The following is a 16,501-nucleotide window of genomic DNA, read 5'->3' as shown; positions in this document are numbered from 1 at the left end:
CCGGCGGTTTTGGGCGGGAGTCAGCCATGAGTCTTGAACACTTCGGTCAGCCGCTGCTGACCTTTCCCGATGCAGAAAAAAGTCCCCTGAGCATCCGCGCCAAAGCGCTGGTGTTTGTCGATCCACGTTCGCGGCAATTGCGCCAGGAACTGGAACAACTGGCCCCGCGTTCAATCTCGGTGTTGATTCGCGGTGAAACCGGCAGCGGCAAGGAATTGCTCGCGCGACATATCCACCGCGCCAGTGATCGCGGCGGGTTGTTCGTTTCGGTCAATTGCGGCGCGATCAGCCCAACCTACGCCGATGCTGAATTGTTCGGTTATGCGGCGGGCAGCTTCAGCGGCTCGGCGAGCAGTCGTGCCGGGTGGTTTGGTTCGGCCAACGGCGGCACGCTCTATCTGGATGAGATCGGTGATTTGCCGCTGCCAATCCAGATCAAATTGCTGTCCGCACTTGAGAATCACGAAGTCACCCGGGTGGGTGCACATCAACCGAGCCCGGTGGACGTGCGTCTGGTGGCGGCCACCAGCATTGATCTGGCCCAGGCAGTGGCCGCCGGGAAATTTCATGAGCGGCTTTATCACTACCTCAGCGAAGGACACCTTGAGCTGCCGGCATTGCGTGACCGTGTGGGCGATATCCTCTCACTGGCGGAGTACTTTCTTGGCATCTACAGCCAGCGTCTCGACCTGCCCGTCCCGCTGATCAGTGAGACCGCGCAGCTGGTGCTGGAGCGGCACGGTTGGCCGGGCAATACCCGAGAGCTGGAAAACGTCATTCATTTCGCATTGCTGGTGAGCACCGGCGACGAGATTTTGCCCGAGCATCTGAATTTGCTGGAGACGCCCGTATCGCTGGCGCAGATCGAGCAGCAGGCGATTCATCTGATCAAAAACGGCACCGCCACGGAGCGTTCCGCGCTCAAGCGTTTACTGGAAAGCCTGACGCAGACGCTACAATGATCTTTATGAACAAAATGGAATATGAAAGTGAATAAAAGATATTATTCGGGAATAAAAAATCCGGGTATTGTCCGCTTCACGCCAGCGATAGCACTTCAATGGCACTTGTATTTAGCCGTCGTCGACGACGACCGAGATTTTCGATAAGGACACTGCATGAAAAAGGTTCTGTTGTTCACCGCACTGGCGGCTGCCCTGACTGCTGGCCTGGCCCAGGCTGGCGAGAAACTTGTGGTTGCGGCCACCCCGGTTCCACACGCCGAGATTCTTGAGCTGATCAAGCCAACCCTCGCCAAAGAAGGCGTGGACCTGGAAATCAAAGTCTTCACCGACTACGTTCAGCCAAACGTACAGGTTGACCAGAAGCGTCTGGACGCCAACTACTTCCAGACCCTGCCGTACCTGAAAAGCTTCAACGAAGGCAAAGGCACCAACCTGGTGACTGTGATCGGCGTACACGTCGAACCGTTCGGCGGCTACTCGAAGAAAGTCAAAACCCTGGCTGAGCTCAAAGATGGCGCGACCATTGCCATCCCTAACGAAGGCAGCAACAGCGGCCGTGCCCTGATCCTGCTGCAGAAGGCTGGCCTGATCGAACTGAAAGACCCGAAAAACGCGCTGGCTACGCCGAAAGACATCGCCAAGAACCCGCACAACTTCAAGTTCAAGGAACTGGAATCGGCCATGCTGCCGCGTGTGCTGGATCAGGTTGACCTGGACATGATCAACACCAACTACGCGCTGGAAGCAGGCCTGAACCCGGCTAAAGATGCGCTGGTGATCGAAGGTGCAGATTCGCCTTATGTGAACTTCCTGGTGGCTCGTCCGGACAACAAGGACAGCGTTGCCATTCAGAAACTGGCCAAGGCTTTGACCAGTCCTGAAGTGAAAGCCTTCATCGAGAAGAAGTACAGCGGCGCGGTTCTGCCGGCGTTCTGATTCGACGCAGCAACAAAACTCTTCAAGGTTTCAAACGCCGACGGCTGATAAAGCGTCGGCGTGGTCATTCCCACGCTCCGCGTGGGAACGATCAACCCTCTCAGGCCACCCCGGCCTTCAACGCCCTGCGCAATGCCACCAATAACTTCACGAAGTCTTGCGGATCCAGTCGCTCTGGCACTTTTACGTCTGCCATTTTCTCTTCCTTGTGAGGGTTCGGCCGAGGGAGTCTGGCCAAAAACTGTCCGTCCTTGGAGGGGCATTTCGAAAAAAAGATCCCTCCTACAGCGCAAAGGAAAGTAGTCGTCATCCATTGCGACAGCAAATCTGCGACTGGTTTTTTGCGTGATATCTATATGCTTTAACGGTATTTAGATTCTTGCGTTTAAAGTCGGTGGGTGCTGTTCAGTTGGGCCAAATAAAACCCGGGCTACCGCGTGTTGACTCTGGGTGCCGAAGCACCGATTTCGCCAGCGGCGAAGAAGGACCTACTCAAGCTGTACGACTAATATGTTCGCAAGGAACCGAGCGATGACACCAAGCCTGAGAGCGTGATTGTCGAGGCGGTTTAGAAGTCTCCGATAAGTTCGGCCAATGCCCTCATCAGGCACTCGCAGCCTCTACGACAGGCGTTTTCAGCGCCATCCATCACAGTTTTTTTCTTCATAAGCCGGGTGTGCAAGCTTTGAACGCTGTTCTAAGCTCTCTGTCGTATTGCCCATAAAAAAGGCCTAGGAGTTTGCATGGCGGTCACCGGATTGAAAGTCATCATGGCCTTGAGCGTCGTCACTCTGCTGACGGCGTGCGATAAAAAAGAACCCATCAAGGAATACCTGCCGAGGGTGTTCATACAAGTCGTCAAACCGGCGGATTACGCCGCCGCGGTCACCCTCACCGGCGATATCCAGGCCCGGGTCCAGACCGAGCTGTCGTTTCGCGTGGGCGGCAAGATCATCCAGCGATCGGTAGACGTCGGTGACCGGGTGACGGCCAAACAAGTGCTGGCCCGCCTCGATCCCAAGGATTTGCAGACCAGTGTCGATTCGGCGCAGGCCCAAGTGGTCGCCCAACAGGCGCTGGTCAAACAGAATGCCGCGGCGTTCGTGCGCCAGGAAAAACTCCTGCCCAAGGGCTATACCAGCCAGAGCGAGTACGACTCGGCGCAGGCGGCGTTGCGCAGCAGTCAGAGCGCCCTGAGCGCGGCCCAGGCGCAGTTGGCCAATGCCCGCGATCAACTGAGCTACACCGCACTGATTGCCGATGCGCCGGGCATCATTACCGCGCGTCAGGCCGAAGTCGGCCAGGTGGTGCAGGCGACGATGCCGGTGTTCAGCCTGGCCCGCGATGGCGATCGGGATGCGGTATTCAACGTCTATGAAGCGCTGCTGGCCGAGAAGCCAACGGATGACGCCATTGTCCTCAGCCTGCTCGACAACCCCGAGATCAAAACCACCGGCAAGGTACGCGAAGTGACCCCGGCGGTGTCCGCCCAGTCCGGCACAATACAGGTCAAGGTGGGCCTGGACAGTCTGCCGCCGGGCATGCAGCTCGGGTCGGTGGTGAGCGCCACGGCCAAGGGCGCGGGCAAATCCTCGGTGGAGTTGCCGTGGTCTGCCCTGACCAAGAACATCAGTCAACCCGCCGTCTGGTTGATCGACGAAAAGGGCCAGGCCCAGTTGCATTCGGTCACGGTAGGCCGCTACCTGACGGGCAAAGTCATCATCAGCAAAGGGCTCACCGGTGGGGAGAAAGTCGTGATCGCCGGTGGGCAATTGCTGCACCCGGGCATGGAAGTCGAGATTGCCGAAAATACTTACAAGGATCTGGGTGGGGGAGCCAAGCCATGAAGCCTTTATGGGCGTTGTCCATCGGGCTGGTGCTGAGCGCCTGCTCCAAAAACGAGCCACCGCCGGAGCCGATACGTCCGGTGTTGTCGATCAAGGTCCAGGCCTTGAAAGAAGAGGATCTGGGCCGGTTTGCCGGCAGCATTCAGGCGCGCTATGAAAGCAATACCGGCTTTCGCGTGGCCGGGCGCATCGCCAGTCGTAACGTCAATGTCGGGGCTGAGGTGACCAAGGATACGCTGCTGGCCACCCTTGATCCTTCCGACCAGCAAAACCAGTTGCGCTCAGCCCAGGGCGATCTGGCGAAAGTCCAGGCGCAACTGATCAACGCGCAAGCCAACGCGCAGCGTCAGCAGTCGTTGTTTGATCGCGGGGTTGGCGCGCAGGCGCAACTGGACGATGCCCTGACTCAGTTGAAAACCACCCAGGCGTCCCTCGATCAGGCCCAGGCGGCGGTCAGCCAGAGCAAGGATCAACTCGGCTACACCGAATTGCGCTCCGACCATAAAGCCGTGGTTACCGCGTGGAATGCCGAGGCCGGCCAAGTGGTGACCGCCGGCCAGCAAGTGGTGACCCTGGCGCAACCGGACATCAAGGAAGCGGTGATCGACCTGCCCGATACCCTGGTCGATCAACTGCCTGATGACGTGGTGTTCCAGGTCGCTGCTCAACTCGACCCGAACACCAACACCACCGCCACCATCCGTGAAATCGAGCCCCAGGCGCAGAGTGCCACCCGTACCCGTCGTGCGCGCCTCACTCTGGCTGAAACGCCGCCGGGCTTTCGTTTGGGGACTGCGATCAGCGTCACTCTGAGTTCGGCGATCAAGCCGCGCATCGAACTGCCTCTCACCGCGTTGCAGGAGGTCGACGGCAAACCCCGTATCTGGGTCCTTGATACACAGAACAAGACCGTGGCACCCAGGGACGTCAAGGTCATCAGCCGCACCGACAGCACCGTGGTGCTGGCCGGTGGCGTCAAAAACGGTGAGCGCGTCATCACGGCCGGCGTAAACAGCCTCAAACCGGGGCAACCAGTGAAATTTGACGAGGACAGTCAATGAAAGGGCCTTTCAACCTCTCCGAATGGGCCCTCAAGCACCAGTCGTTCGTCTGGTACCTGATGTTCGTCGCGTTGCTGATGGGGGTGTTCTCGTACTTCAACCTGGGGCGCGAAGAAGACCCTTCGTTCACCATCAAGACCATGGTGATCCAGAGCAAATGGCCGGGCGCGACCCAGGAGGAAACCCTCAAGCAAATCACCGACCGCATCGAGAAAAAACTCGAAGAACTTGATTCTCTCGACTACGTAAAAAGCTACACGCGGCCCGGCGAATCCACGGTCTACGTGTACCTGCGCGACACCACCAGTGCCAAGGACATTCCGGAAATCTGGTACCAGGTGCGCAAGAAGATCAACGATATTCGCGGCCAGTTCCCCAAAGGCATGCAGGGCCCCGGGTTCAACGACGAATTTGGTGATGTGTTCGGTTCGATCTACGCCTTCACCGCCGATGGCCTGACCATGCGCCAGTTGCGTGACTACGTGGAGCAGGCCCGCGCCGAGATTCGCGACGTGCCGGGGCTGGGCAAGATCGAGATGGTCGGCCAGCAGGACGAAGTGCTGTACCTGAACTTTTCCACGCGCAAACTCGCGGCGCTGGGCATCGATCAGCGTCAGGTGGTGCAGAGCCTGCAATCGCAGAACGCCGTGACCCCGGCGGGGGTGATCGAGGCCGGGCCGGAGCGGATTTCGGTACGGACCTCGGGGCAGTTTGCCTCGGAGAAAGACCTCGCCGAGGTCAACCTCAAGCTCAACGACCGTTTCTATCGGTTGGCCGACATTGCCGAAATCAGTCGCGGCTACGTCGATCCGGCGTCCCCGGAATTCCGCTTCAACGGCCAACCGGCCATCGGCCTGGCGATTGCCATGCAGAAGGGCGGCAACGTCCAGGCATTCGGTAAGGCTTTGCATGAACGGATCAACCAACTGACTGCCGACTTGCCGGTGGGTGTCGGTGTGCACAACGTGTCCGATCAGGCGGTGGTGGTGGAAGAAGCCGTAGGCGGTTTCACCAGTGCGCTGTTCGAGGCGGTGATCATCGTGCTGGTGGTCAGCTTCATCAGTCTTGGCGTGCGTGCCGGGCTGGTGGTGGCGTGCTCGATCCCGCTGGTGCTGGCGATGGTGTTTGTGTACATGGAGTACAGCGGCATCACCATGCAGCGGATCTCCCTGGGTGCGCTGATCATTGCCCTCGGCCTGTTGGTGGACGACGCGATGATCACCGTGGAGATGATGGTCACGCGCCTGGAAATGGGCGAGACCAAGGAGCAGGCGGCCACGTTCGCCTACACCTCCACCGCGTTCCCGATGCTCACCGGTACGCTGGTGACAGTGGCGGGTTTTGTGCCTATCGGCCTGAACGCCAGTTCTGCCGGCGAATACACCTACACGCTGTTTGCGGTGATTGCCTGCGCCATGTTGGTGTCGTGGGTGGTGGCGGTGCTGTTTGCGCCGGTGATCGGCGTGCACATCCTCAGCACCAACGTGAAACCGCACGAAGGCGAACCCGGTCGCGTCGGCAAAGCCTTTAATGGCGGCTTGCTGTGGTGCCTGCGCAATCGCTGGTGGGCCATTGGCATCACCGTGCTGTGCTTTGCGTTGGCGGTGTTCAGCATGCGTTTCGTGCAGAACCAGTTCTTTCCGTCTTCGGATCGACCGGAAATCCTGGTGGACCTGAACCTGCCGCAAAACGCCTCGATCGACGAAACCCGCAAAGCGGTCGATCGCCTTGAGGCCGAGCTCAAGGACGACCCGGACATCGTGCGCTGGAGCACCTACATCGGTCAGGGTGCGATCCGTTTCTACCTGCCACTCGATCAACAACTGCAAAACCCCTACTACGCGCAGCTGGTGATCGTCAGCAAGGGCAAAACCCGTGAAGCCTTGAGCCAGCGGATTCGCGACATCTTGCGCAAGGACTTCGTCGGCATTGGCGGTTACGTCCAGGCCCTGGAAATGGGCCCGCCGGTAGGCCGTCCGATCCAGTACCGGGTCAGCGGCAAAGACATCGACCAGGTTCGTCGTCATGCCATCGACCTGGCCACCGAGCTGGATAAAAACCCGCACATCGGCGAGATCATTTACGACTGGAACGAGCCGGGCAAAGTGCTGCGCATCGACATCGCCCAGGACAAGGCGCGGCAACTGGGGCTGTCTTCCGAAGACGTGGCGGAGTTGATGAACGGCATCGTCAGTGGCGCGCCCGTGACTCAGGTCGATGACGATATTTACCTGATCAACGTGGTTGGCCGTGCGGTGGATTCCGAACGGGGCACGCCGGAAACGCTGCAGAACCTGCAGATCGTTTCGCCCAATGGCACGTCGATTCCGTTGCTGGCATTTGCGACCGTGCGTTACGAACTGGAGCAGCCGCTGGTGTGGCGTCGCGACCGTCTACCGACGATCACCATCAAGGCTGCGGTGCGTGACGAGATTCAGCCGACGGACCTGGTGCGGCTGCTGAAACCGTCCATCGACGCCTTCGCCGCCACGTTGCCGGCAGGTTACAAGGTCGCCACCGGCGGTACGGTGGAAGAGAGCGGCAAGGCCCAGGGGCCGATTGCCAAGGTCGTGCCGTTGATGCTGTTCTTGATGGCGACCTTCCTGATGATCCAGTTGCACAGCGTGCAGAAGCTGTTCCTCGTGGCCAGCGTCGCACCGTTGGGCCTGATCGGCGTGGTGATCGCGCTGGTGCCGACGGGCACGCCGATGGGCTTCGTCGCTATCCTCGGGATTCTGGCGCTGATCGGCATCATCATTCGTAACTCGGTGATTCTGGTGACCCAGATCGATGAATACGAGAAGAAAGGCTTTGCGCCGTGGGACGCGGTGGTCCAGGCCACCGAGCATCGACGCCGGCCGATCTTGCTGACGGCTGCGGCGGCGAGCCTGGGGATGATCCCGATTGCCCGGGAAGTGTTCTGGGGGCCGATGGCGTACGCGATGATTGGCGGGATCATCATCGCGACGTTGCTGACGCTGCTGTTTTTGCCGGCGCTTTATGTGGCCTGGTACAAGATTCGCGAACCGAAGAAAGAGGCGACTTAAAAAATCGAGCGCTTCGCGCTCCGCTCCCACATTGGATCTGTGGCGTTCACAAACTCCCTGTGGGAGCGAGCTTGCTCGCGATGGCGACCGACCAGCCTAAATAGCCTTAAGCCAAACACTCGCCAACCAAGGCTGCTGCTCCCGCGGCAGCCCCGCTGGCCGGTAGTAATGCTCCAGCTCCACAAACCCCGCCTCGGTCAGCAGTTGCTGCCATGCCGCAAGATCGTGATAAGCCCCATAACGCGGACCGTTCCAGCCTTCCTGATTCTCCCCACGTGGATTGGAGCTGAACAACACCCCACCCGGTTTCAACGCCCCCCGCAATTCCTTCAACACTCGAGGCAGTTCCTGTCGCGGGATGTGAAACAGCACCGCATTGGCAAAAATCCCGTCGAAGCGCTCGGCTGGTAAATCCAGCTTCAAAAAATCCTGCTGCCAGACTTCACAACCGCTGTCCTCACGCGCCATCTGCGCAAACTTTTCCGACCCGTCGAGGCCGACGGCGGTATGCCCCATGCGCGTGAACGTTTGCAGATCGCGGCCAGGACCGCAGCCGAAATCGAGAATGTCGAACGGCGCCTCGCCCTGAATGTGCCGCAACAGGGCATCGATGTTCTGGCTGACGTCGTGATCACGCGTGCCTTCACGGAAACCTTCGGCCACCGAGTTGTAATGGCCCAGGGTGGTAGCTGTGATCTGCTGGAGGTCGTCGGGAGTCTGTTTCATGAGGAGGCTGCGCAGGCAATTGGGGTTTGCCGAATATACGCCATGCTACAAGGTGTATGCCCCTCTCGATTAGCGCTTGTTGAGCCCCCGAGCCAACCGATCCCCACCGAGCTGAATGATTGCCACCAACACCACCAGCAACACAATCACCGTCAACATGATCTGGCTGTCAAAACGCTGATACCCATACCGGTACGCAATGTCGCCCAACCCGCCGGCGCCAATCGCCCCGGCCATGGCCGACGAGTTGATCATCGTCACCAGCGTAATTGTGAACCCCCCGACGATCCCCGGCAGCGCTTCCGGCAGCAGCACATGCCAGACAATGTGCCAACGCCGGCAGCCCATCGCTTGCGCGGCTTCGATCAAGCCGAAATCGACCTCGCGCAAGCTGACCTCGGCAATCCGTGCAAAGAACGGCGTTGCAGCGATGGTCAGCGGCACCACGGCCGCCCAGACGCCATACGTGGTGCCGACAATCAGCCGGGTAAACGGAATCAGCGCCACCATCAAAATCAAGAATGGAATCGAGCGGAACAGGTTCACGAACGCCCCCAAGGCGCGGTTCAGTGTCGGTGCTTCGTAGATGCCGCCCTTGGAACTGGTGACCAGAAACACCGCCAGCGGAACACCCACCAACAGCGCGATCAATGACGACACGCCGACCATCAGGAAGGTGTCGATAAAGCCTTGCAGCAAGCGATCAAACCACATAACCCAGCACCTCCACCTGTTGCGCCCATTGGCTGGCGCGTTGGCACACGTCTTCGGCATCAAACGGCGAGCCGGTGACCGCCAATAACAACTGCCCCAGCGCATGGCCCTGAATCCGTTCCACGCCACCCTGCAGCAAGCGCACGCGCCCCCCGAGGGCGCTGAACAAGGCGGCCAGGTCCGGCTCGTCGGTGGCACTGCCGGTGAACTGCAAGCGCAGCACCACCGCCGTTTCCGAAGAAAGCGGCAGTGGGCGCAAACGGCTTTGCAGTTCTTCCGGCAGGGCGTGTTGCAATGGGGCGAGCAAGGTCTTGCTGACCTCATGCTGCGGGTTGCCGAAAACTTCCCAGACCGGTCCTTGCTCGACGATTTTGCCGTGTTCGAGCACCACGACGCGGTCGCAAATATCGCGGATCACCGCCATCTCGTGGGTGATCAGGACGATGGTCAAACCCAGGCGCTGGTTGATCTCGCGTAGCAGGCCGAGGATCGATTGGGTGGTCTCCGGGTCCAGCGCTGAAGTGGCTTCGTCACACAGCAGAATTGCCGGGTCATGCACCAACGCGCGGGCGATGCCGACGCGCTGTTTCTGCCCGCCAGACAGCTGCGCCGGATACGCGTTGTGCTTGCCTTGCAGGCCCACCAGTTCAAGCAGTTCGCGAACCTTTCGCTCGCGTTTGTCCTTGGACACCCCGGCGACTTTCAGCGGCAGCTCGACGTTCTGCCACACCGTTTTGGCCGACATCAGGTTGAAGTGCTGGAAGATCATGCCGATCCGTCGACGCAGCGCCACCAGGCGGTCTTCATCGAACTCGCCGATGTCCACCTGATCGATCAGCACGCGGCCGGTGCTCGGTTGCTCCAGCCGGTTGATGGTGCGGATCAGCGATGATTTGCCGGCACCGCTGCGGCCGATGATGCCGAACACTTCGCCGTGCTGGATCGCCAGGTCGATGCCCTGCAACGCCGCCACCGGACCCTGCTGGCCGTTGTAGGTTTTGCCCAGGCCGACGAAGCGCACATGAACCCGATTGAGCTCCGGGTGCAGTTCGGTGCGTTGAGCGTTTTTGAGCGCTGGACTCTCCAGTCGCAGTGGGGTGGCGGCCGTCATTCTCAGCTTTCCCAACCGGCTTGGTAGAGCTTGCCGTGGGCCTTGTCCAGGGCTGCACGAACGGCCGGCGAATGCTGGTAGATGTCGACGAATTTGATCAGGCGCGGGTCGGTTTTGCTCTTCGGCTGGATCACGAACTGGATCACGTATTCCTTGTGGTCGAGGCCGTCGAACAGCAGCGCGGAACCTGCATCAAAGGTCTTCGAAAGACGGATGTAGGCCGGGTAGCCCTGGACCAGATCAGCATCGTCGTAGGCGCGCACCAGTTGCACGGCTTCGACCTGGAGGATTTTGATCTGCTTCGGGTTGGCGATGATGTCGTCTTCGGTGGCTTTGTAGCCGACGCCGGGTTTGAGCGTGATCAGGCCAGCCTTGGCCAGCAATTGCAGGCCGCGTCCGCTGTTGATCGGGTCGTTGGCGATGGCCACGCTGGCGCCTTGCGGGAGTTCGTCGAAGCTTTTGTATTTCTTCGAGTAGAGACCGACGTTGTTGATGATCCCCGGCGCGAACGGCACCAGGTCAAAACCGGAAGCGGCCTTGGCGTTTTCCAGGAACGGGATGTGCTGGAAATAGTTCACGTCGATGTCGCCGGCGGCGAGGCTGACGTTCGGGGCGATCCAGTCGCTGAACTCCACCAGTTCGACTTTCAGGCCTTGTTTGGAGGCCTCTTCGACGGCGGCTTCGAGGGGGATGGCGAAGGCGGCGGTGGTGCCGATTTTCAACGGTGCGTCGGCGGCGAACACCGCCGAGCTGAACAGGCCGAGGGCCAGGGCCAGTGCTTTGACTGGGCGGATCAGAAATGTTTTTTTCATGTGGAATTTCCAGTCATAAGTTATTTTGGGACCAGCACAGATCAACTGTGGGAGCTGGCTTGCCTGCGATAGCGGTGGGTCAGTTGAAGTAGTGGCTGCTGACACTCCGCTATCGCAGGCAAGCCCGCTCCCACAGAATTCAATGGCGGTAGGTAGAGCCGGTGTGTTGCTCAGGCAAATGCGCCTCACCCTGAAACAGCTTCTCCCGCAAGCTGCCCTGGTCATAAGCCGTCTTGTACGACCCTCGACGCTGCAACTCCGGAATCACCAGTTCAATGAAATCCACATAGCTTTCCGGGGTGACAATCCGTGTCAGGTTGAAGCCGTCCAGGCCGGTTTCGGCGATCCACGATTCCAGTTCATCCGCCACGTGTTCCGGTGAACCGACCACCGTGATATAGCGGCCGCCGAGGGCGTGTTGCTCGAGCAATTTGCGCCGGGTCCAGTCGTTGTTTTGCAGGTTTTTGGTCGCCGACTGGATCGCGTTGCTCTTCACGTACTGGATCGGTTCGTCGATGGCGTATTCGGAAAAATCGATCCCGGTCGACGCCGAAAAATGCGCGACGCCGGCCTCGGCACTGGCATAGCTCAGGTACTCAGCGTGCTTGGCCCAGGCCAGCTCTTCAGTGGCGCCGACAATCACGTTCAGCCCCATGAACACCTTGATGTCCTCGGGGTTACGTCCGGCCTCGACGGCGCTGGCGCGAACCTTGTCCACCTGGATTTTGGTCGACGGTTTGTTCTGGCCGCTGATGAACACACACTCGGCATGGCGCCCGGCGAACAGCAAGCCGCGATCCGAACTGCCGGCCTGGAACAGCACCGGCGTGCGTTGCGGTGACGGCTCACACAGGTGATAACCCTCGACCTGATAGAACTCGCCGTTGTGCTCGACCTTGTGCACTTTCTCCGGCTGCGCGTAGATCCGTTGCTCGCGGTCGTTGAGCACCGCGCCGTTTTCCCAGCTGCCTTCCCAGAGTTTGTAGAGCACTTCCAGGTACTCATCGGCCTGGTCGTAACGACGGTCGTGCTCGACCTGCTCGCTCAGGCCCATGGCCTTGGCGGCGCTGTCGAGGTAGCCGGTGACGATGTTCCAGCCGACCCGGCCACGGCTCAGGTGATCGAGCGTCGACATGCGCCGGGCGAACAGGTATGGCGGTTCGTAAGTGAGGTTGGCGGTCAGGCCGAAGCCGAGATTTTTGGTCACGGCGGCCATGGCCGACACCAGCAGCAGCGGGTCGTTGACCGGCAGCTGGATCGACTCTTTCAGCGGCACGTCCACCGAGTTCTGGTAGACGTCGTACACGCCGACGATGTCGGCGATGAACAGTCCGTCGAACAGCCCGCGCTCCAGCAGTTGCGCCAGTTCGGTCCAGTATTCGAGGGTCTTGTACTGCGTGGAGTTGTCCCGTGGATGGGTCCACAAGCCGTGGTTAATGTGCCCGATGCAGTTCATGTTGAACGCATTGAGCAGGATCTTCTTTTTGGCGTCGGCCATCAGATGGTCCCTCGTAGCGGAGGGTTTTCATCGTTGAGGTAGTAGTTGCCCACTGCGTGATACTTCCAGCGCACCGGGTCGTGCAACGTGTGCACGCGGGCGTTGCGCCAGTGCCGGTCCAGGCCATGTTCGATCAGGGTCGCCTGGCTGCCAGCCAGTTCGAACAGCGTGCTGCCGGCGGCGAGGGAAATTTCAGTGCTGATGGCCCGGGCTTCGGCGACGGCAATCGAGGCGGCGGCGACGGTCTCGGCGTTGGTGTCGGCTTGAGCCTTGTCGAGGAATTCGCCGGAGCGTTCCAGCAGGGCTTCGGTGGCGTGCAGGCGAATGCTCAAGTGCCCGAAACTCTTGATCGTCAGCGGATCATCGGTGGCTTTTTCATGGGTGGCGTCGATCCATGGCCGGGTTTTGGTGCGCACAAAATGCAGCGCATCTTCATAGGCGGCGCGAGCGATGCCGGTGTCGATGGCGGCGTGAAGGATTTGCGCGAGCGGGCCGACGGTGGTCGGGCGTTCGAACGCGCTTTGAAACGGGACCACGTCCTCGGCCGCCACGTACACGTCTTCGAACACTACCGAACCGCTGCCGGTGGTGCGCTGGCCAAAGCCGCTCCAGTCGTCGATGACGGTCAGGCCTTGGCTGTCGCGAGGGACGAACGCCAGTTGCTGTACGCCGTGTTCATCGACCACCGAGGTCGGGATGCGTTGCGCGTAAATCGCGCCGGTTGCGTAGAACTTGCGACCGTTGATGCGATAGCCGTTACCGTCGCGCTTAAGGCTGGTGACGCGGTCGTGAGCGGTTTTGGTGCCAAGTTCGGCGAGCGCATTACCGAAGCGCTGGCCGGCCAGGACTTCGGCGTACAGGCGTTGTTTCTGCGCTTCGCTGCCATTCACACGCAGCACTTCGAGGGCGTAAAAATGGTTCTGCGGGATTTGCCCGAGCGAGCCGTCAGCCTGGGCAATCAAGGCGATCACTTTGGCCAGCGTCACGTTGGACACCCCGGCGCCGCCGTACTCCTTGGGTACACTGATGCCCCACAGGCCCGAGCGGGAAAACACTTCGAGTTCCGGGGTCGGCAAACGACGTTCGCGGTCACGCAGTGCGCTGTCGCGTTTGAAGTCGTCGGCCAGATCACTGGCGACGACCAGGGCTTGCTCGTCGCTGGTTATGACCGCGACGTGGTGGGAATAAGTCATGTGTTTCTCCGGAGATCTGGTCAAAAAGGGTACGGGTCGTCAGATCCAGGAATGCCGCGCCGGCAGCGTGCCGTTGAGGTGATAAGTGCCGACGGCGTAATACTTCCAGCGCACCGGGTCGTGCAGCGTGTGCACGCGGGCGTTGCGCCAATGGCGGTCGAGGTTGAATTCGGCGAGGGTGGCGCGGCTGCCGGCCAGTTCGAAAAGCTTCTCGCTGGCCTGCAGCGAGATCTCGGTGGTCAGCACTTTGGCTTCGGCCACGGCAATCGAGGCGCGGGCGGCCGACTCGGCTGTGACGGGGGCGGCGTTGACCTGATCGAGCACTTGCCCGGCCTTGCGCAGCAGCGCTTCGGCGGCGTGCAATTCGATTTTCAACTTGCCGATATCCGCAATCACGTACAGGTCATCGCTGGCCCGTTCGACCTTGGCGTCGATCCATGGACGCGCGCGGGTTTTCACGAACTCGATGGCGTCGTCGATGGCACCTCGGGCAATCCCCGCGTCGATGGCGGCTTGAATCAGTTGCGACACGGCGCCCTGGAGGTTCGGCTGCTCGTTTATCTTCCAGTTGTCCACCACCAGCTCGGCGTCGACACGCACGTTGTTGAGCAAGAGGGTGCCGCTGGCGGTGGTGCGCTGACCGAAGCCTGACCAGTCATCCACGATGCGCAGCCCCTGCGTGCCGCGACGGACGAAGGCCAGCACTTGTTTGCCATTGTCGTTCAACGCTTTGACCGCAACCCAGTGGGCGAACAGTGCGCCGGTGGAGTAAAACTTCTGCCCATTGAGGACAAAACCGTCGCCGTCGGCGGTGATGCGCGCCTTGAGTTCCAAGGTGTTTTTTGTACCGCGTTCAGGCCCGGCATTGCCGATGCGCCAACCGTCGAGCACGCTTTTGAACAGCTGTTTTTTCTGCGCTTCAGTGGCGCTGCCGAGTACCAGGTTGAGAATGCCAAACTGGTTCTGCGGGATCTGTCCCAATGCCGGGTCTGCCGCGGAAATGATCGCGAATACCTCGGCGACGGTGACGAAAGAAACCTGTGGACCACCGTACTCGCGGGGGATGGCAATGCTGCCTAAACCGCTGCGGGTGAACTGTTCGATTTCCGACCAGGGCAACTTGCGCTGGCGGTCGCGTTTGGCCGCGTGCAGACGAGCGACTTGCGCCAGCTCATGGGCGGCTTTGATGGCTTGTGCGTCGTTGCGCAAGACTTGCGCGGGCAACAACAGGGGGGCGATGTCCAGATCACTCTGAACGATTGCATCTGCCAGACTGGACATCAGTGCCGCTCCTTGGCTGCACGCAATGCCCTGGCGATCTGCACTGGGGTGATTGTGTTCCGGACCATACCTACCTCACATCTCATGGGATCGTCGCGTAGTGGCGACGAATAAAATCAAGAATGTCCGGTGGTCCGGTGCATATACCCTAAGCGTGTATAAAAAATTAATAAACTAACTTTTAGGAATATACATAGAAGGGGTGGCCTACACCCATTTGATGAGTGTGCGCATACCCCTGTAGCAGCAGGCTTCGCCAGCTGCTACAGGATTGAGTTCGCCCAGTGTCAAAGGGGGCTCAGCGTTTACGCGGTTCGGCCGCCATCAACATCTCCTTCTGCCGTACCTTCAGATAGGGATTGGCGCAACCGATGTTCAGCCAGCGCGGTGGCGCCCAACGCGAGTTGTTACCCACGCGGTCGAGGATGCAATAGGTCACTTCCAGCCGCAGGTCTTCGCCGGCTTCGAGAATGATTGTTGGCGGCACCCAGACCTGAATCGGCTGGCCCACCTCGTCGGCCTTGAGCTTGGGCAGGTCCATGCGCACATCGCCCCAGCGCACTGTTATTTCGTCGTCGGCGGCCATGTTCAGGTAGGGCTCGATGGTCAGTGGTACGCCACGCTTGATCTGGTTCGGATTGACCCCTTGGCGGCGAATGGTCTCGGGCAGGCCCACGGGTGCCAGGCTTTGGTTTTCGTCGCCGCACTGGGCCGATAACGAGCCACCAGGGCAGTCCAGCTTGATCTGGACCCGTGTCGCCGGTGATAACGCCGGCCCTTGCCCAACCTGCATGACCTTGTAATGAATGCGTGCGCAGCCGTTGGCAATGAAGCTTTCCGGCACCCGCAGGCCAACGACTGCACCGACGTCGTCGGCGCCCAGCACGCGTGATGCGACGTAGCAGTCGTCCCAGAACAGTTCGATCAGGTCGCCTGCGTCCATGCCGGGGTAGGGCGCCACGTCGATCATGAGATGAGCCGCCGAGATCATGTTGACCCCGGCCTTGTGCGATTGCGCCAGGGTCGGGGCCGCAAGTTCGGGTGTGTTCAAAGTGCTTGTCATGGTTTTTCTCCTTGAAACCTTGCAGCGAAGTTCCGTTTCTGAAAGTTCAAAGGCGTGCATTACCCGGCAACAAATCGGCTTATTACTTGGAAGTTGAATAAGGCTGAAGTGCAAAGGTTGGCGCCTGTTGGCGACTAGATAAGAGTGCGCTTGAATAGGTGTCAATAGAGTTGGCTAGTTAAGTGCTGGATCACCTGTTATTCAGAATAATCCTACGTGCTGAAGTTAATAAGCTGCGGCGAGCTGT

At 59.9% G+C, this 16,501-nt stretch carries 13 protein-coding genes and 1 pseudogene; 6 read left to right on the top strand and 8 right to left on the bottom strand.

From position 1 onward, the window contains the following. Positions 1 to 26: 26 nt before the first annotated feature. From AB4N43_RS15565 to AB4N43_RS15540, 6 genes and pseudogenes are all read left to right on the top strand, one after another. Complete coding sequence (locus tag AB4N43_RS15565; RefSeq protein WP_460151646.1) at positions 27 to 962, top strand: sigma 54-interacting transcriptional regulator; 936 nt, start codon at positions 27 to 29, stop codon at positions 960 to 962. A gap of 156 nt (positions 963 to 1,118) precedes the next feature. Then, positions 1,119 to 1,901, top strand: a complete 783-nt coding sequence (locus AB4N43_RS15560; RefSeq protein ID WP_010464830.1) for a MetQ/NlpA family ABC transporter substrate-binding protein — start codon at positions 1,119 to 1,121, stop codon at positions 1,899 to 1,901. A 398-nt stretch (positions 1,902 to 2,299) separates the two neighbouring features. Then, positions 2,300 to 2,407 (top strand): annotated as a pseudogene (locus AB4N43_RS15555) (glutamine ABC transporter substrate-binding protein); the annotation flags it as partial. A 237-nt stretch (positions 2,408 to 2,644) separates the two neighbouring features. Beyond that, complete coding sequence (locus AB4N43_RS15550) at positions 2,645 to 3,748, top strand: efflux RND transporter periplasmic adaptor subunit (protein ID WP_027922261.1); 1,104 nt, start codon at positions 2,645 to 2,647, stop codon at positions 3,746 to 3,748. After that, entirely contained in the window at positions 3,745 to 4,809 is a 1,065-nt protein-coding gene (locus AB4N43_RS15545; protein ID WP_460151644.1) for an efflux RND transporter periplasmic adaptor subunit, read from the top strand. Before AB4N43_RS15550 ends, AB4N43_RS15545 begins: the two co-directional genes overlap by 4 nt. After that, complete coding sequence (locus AB4N43_RS15540) at positions 4,806 to 7,856, top strand: efflux RND transporter permease subunit (RefSeq protein ID WP_460151643.1); 3,051 nt, start codon at positions 4,806 to 4,808, stop codon at positions 7,854 to 7,856. Before AB4N43_RS15545 ends, AB4N43_RS15540 begins: the two co-directional genes overlap by 4 nt. A gap of 96 nt (positions 7,857 to 7,952) precedes the next feature. Here AB4N43_RS15540 and AB4N43_RS15535 read toward each other — a convergent pair whose 3' ends face one another. The 8 genes from AB4N43_RS15535 to AB4N43_RS15500 all read right to left on the bottom strand — a co-directional run bounded on the left by AB4N43_RS15535 (position 7,953) and on the right by AB4N43_RS15500 (position 16,254). Further along, positions 7,953 to 8,582: a class I SAM-dependent methyltransferase gene (locus AB4N43_RS15535; protein ID WP_460151642.1), complete on the bottom strand. Its 630-nt coding sequence runs from the start codon at positions 8,580 to 8,582 to the stop codon at positions 7,953 to 7,955. Positions 8,583 to 8,651: 69 nt separating this feature from the next. Beyond that, complete coding sequence (locus AB4N43_RS15530; protein WP_059181836.1) at positions 8,652 to 9,296, bottom strand: methionine ABC transporter permease; 645 nt, start codon at positions 9,294 to 9,296, stop codon at positions 8,652 to 8,654. Further along, positions 9,286 to 10,407, bottom strand: a complete 1,122-nt coding sequence (locus tag AB4N43_RS15525) for a methionine ABC transporter ATP-binding protein (RefSeq protein WP_194940920.1) — start codon at positions 10,405 to 10,407, stop codon at positions 9,286 to 9,288. The genes AB4N43_RS15530 and AB4N43_RS15525 overlap by 11 nt, the downstream gene beginning before the upstream one ends. Before the next feature lie 2 nt (positions 10,408 to 10,409). Further along, on the bottom strand, positions 10,410 to 11,219 hold the full coding sequence (locus tag AB4N43_RS15520) for a MetQ/NlpA family ABC transporter substrate-binding protein (protein ID WP_194940919.1): 810 nt from the start codon (positions 11,217 to 11,219) through the stop codon (positions 10,410 to 10,412). A 139-nt stretch (positions 11,220 to 11,358) separates the two neighbouring features. Then, a complete protein-coding gene (locus AB4N43_RS15515; protein ID WP_460151639.1) occupies positions 11,359 to 12,717 on the bottom strand; it encodes an LLM class flavin-dependent oxidoreductase in 1,359 nt (452 codons plus the stop codon). Next, positions 12,717 to 13,910 carry an SfnB family sulfur acquisition oxidoreductase gene (locus AB4N43_RS15510; RefSeq protein ID WP_059181833.1) on the bottom strand — a complete coding sequence of 398 codons (1,194 nt, stop codon included), beginning with the start codon at positions 13,908 to 13,910 and terminating at the stop codon, positions 12,717 to 12,719. Before AB4N43_RS15510 ends, AB4N43_RS15515 begins: the two co-directional genes overlap by 1 nt. 39 nt (positions 13,911 to 13,949) lie before the next feature. Further along, the gene (locus AB4N43_RS15505; protein WP_460151637.1) at positions 13,950 to 15,191 is read right to left on the bottom strand and encodes an SfnB family sulfur acquisition oxidoreductase; all 1,242 of its coding nucleotides are present in this window, start codon (positions 15,189 to 15,191) and stop codon (positions 13,950 to 13,952) included. A gap of 298 nt (positions 15,192 to 15,489) precedes the next feature. After that, complete coding sequence (locus tag AB4N43_RS15500; protein ID WP_460151635.1) at positions 15,490 to 16,254, bottom strand: hypothetical protein; 765 nt, start codon at positions 16,252 to 16,254, stop codon at positions 15,490 to 15,492. Positions 16,255 to 16,501 lie beyond the last annotated feature (247 nt).

The sequence above is a fragment of the Pseudomonas sp. S2_B07 genome (assembly GCF_054668435.1).
Note: the sequence above shows the minus strand (reverse complement) of the source record. Positions and strands in the feature narration are given on the sequence as shown.

What these genes read in the sequence shown, in the direction of transcription:
- AB4N43_RS15565 (WP_460151646.1), top strand. Translation starts at nt 27, where the DNA reads ATGAGTCTTGAACACTTCGGTCAGCCGCTGCTGACCTTTCCCGATGCA.
- AB4N43_RS15560 (WP_010464830.1), top strand. Translation starts at nt 1,119, where the DNA reads ATGAAAAAGGTTCTGTTGTTCACCGCACTGGCGGCTGCCCTGACTGCT.
- AB4N43_RS15550 (WP_027922261.1), top strand. Translation starts at nt 2,645, where the DNA reads ATGGCGGTCACCGGATTGAAAGTCATCATGGCCTTGAGCGTCGTCACT.
- AB4N43_RS15545 (WP_460151644.1), top strand. Translation starts at nt 3,745, where the DNA reads ATGAAGCCTTTATGGGCGTTGTCCATCGGGCTGGTGCTGAGCGCCTGC.
- AB4N43_RS15540 (WP_460151643.1), top strand. Translation starts at nt 4,806, where the DNA reads ATGAAAGGGCCTTTCAACCTCTCCGAATGGGCCCTCAAGCACCAGTCG.
- AB4N43_RS15535 (WP_460151642.1), bottom strand. Translation starts at nt 8,582, where the DNA reads ATGAAACAGACTCCCGACGACCTCCAGCAGATCACAGCTACCACCCTG.
- AB4N43_RS15530 (WP_059181836.1), bottom strand. Translation starts at nt 9,296, where the DNA reads ATGTGGTTTGATCGCTTGCTGCAAGGCTTTATCGACACCTTCCTGATG.
- AB4N43_RS15525 (WP_194940920.1), bottom strand. Translation starts at nt 10,407, where the DNA reads ATGACGGCCGCCACCCCACTGCGACTGGAGAGTCCAGCGCTCAAAAAC.
- AB4N43_RS15520 (WP_194940919.1), bottom strand. Translation starts at nt 11,219, where the DNA reads ATGAAAAAAACATTTCTGATCCGCCCAGTCAAAGCACTGGCCCTGGCC.
- AB4N43_RS15515 (WP_460151639.1), bottom strand. Translation starts at nt 12,717, where the DNA reads ATGGCCGACGCCAAAAAGAAGATCCTGCTCAATGCGTTCAACATGAAC.
- AB4N43_RS15510 (WP_059181833.1), bottom strand. Translation starts at nt 13,910, where the DNA reads ATGACTTATTCCCACCACGTCGCGGTCATAACCAGCGACGAGCAAGCC.
- AB4N43_RS15505 (WP_460151637.1), bottom strand. Translation starts at nt 15,191, where the DNA reads ATGTCCAGTCTGGCAGATGCAATCGTTCAGAGTGATCTGGACATCGCC.
- AB4N43_RS15500 (WP_460151635.1), bottom strand. Translation starts at nt 16,254, where the DNA reads ATGACAAGCACTTTGAACACACCCGAACTTGCGGCCCCGACCCTGGCG.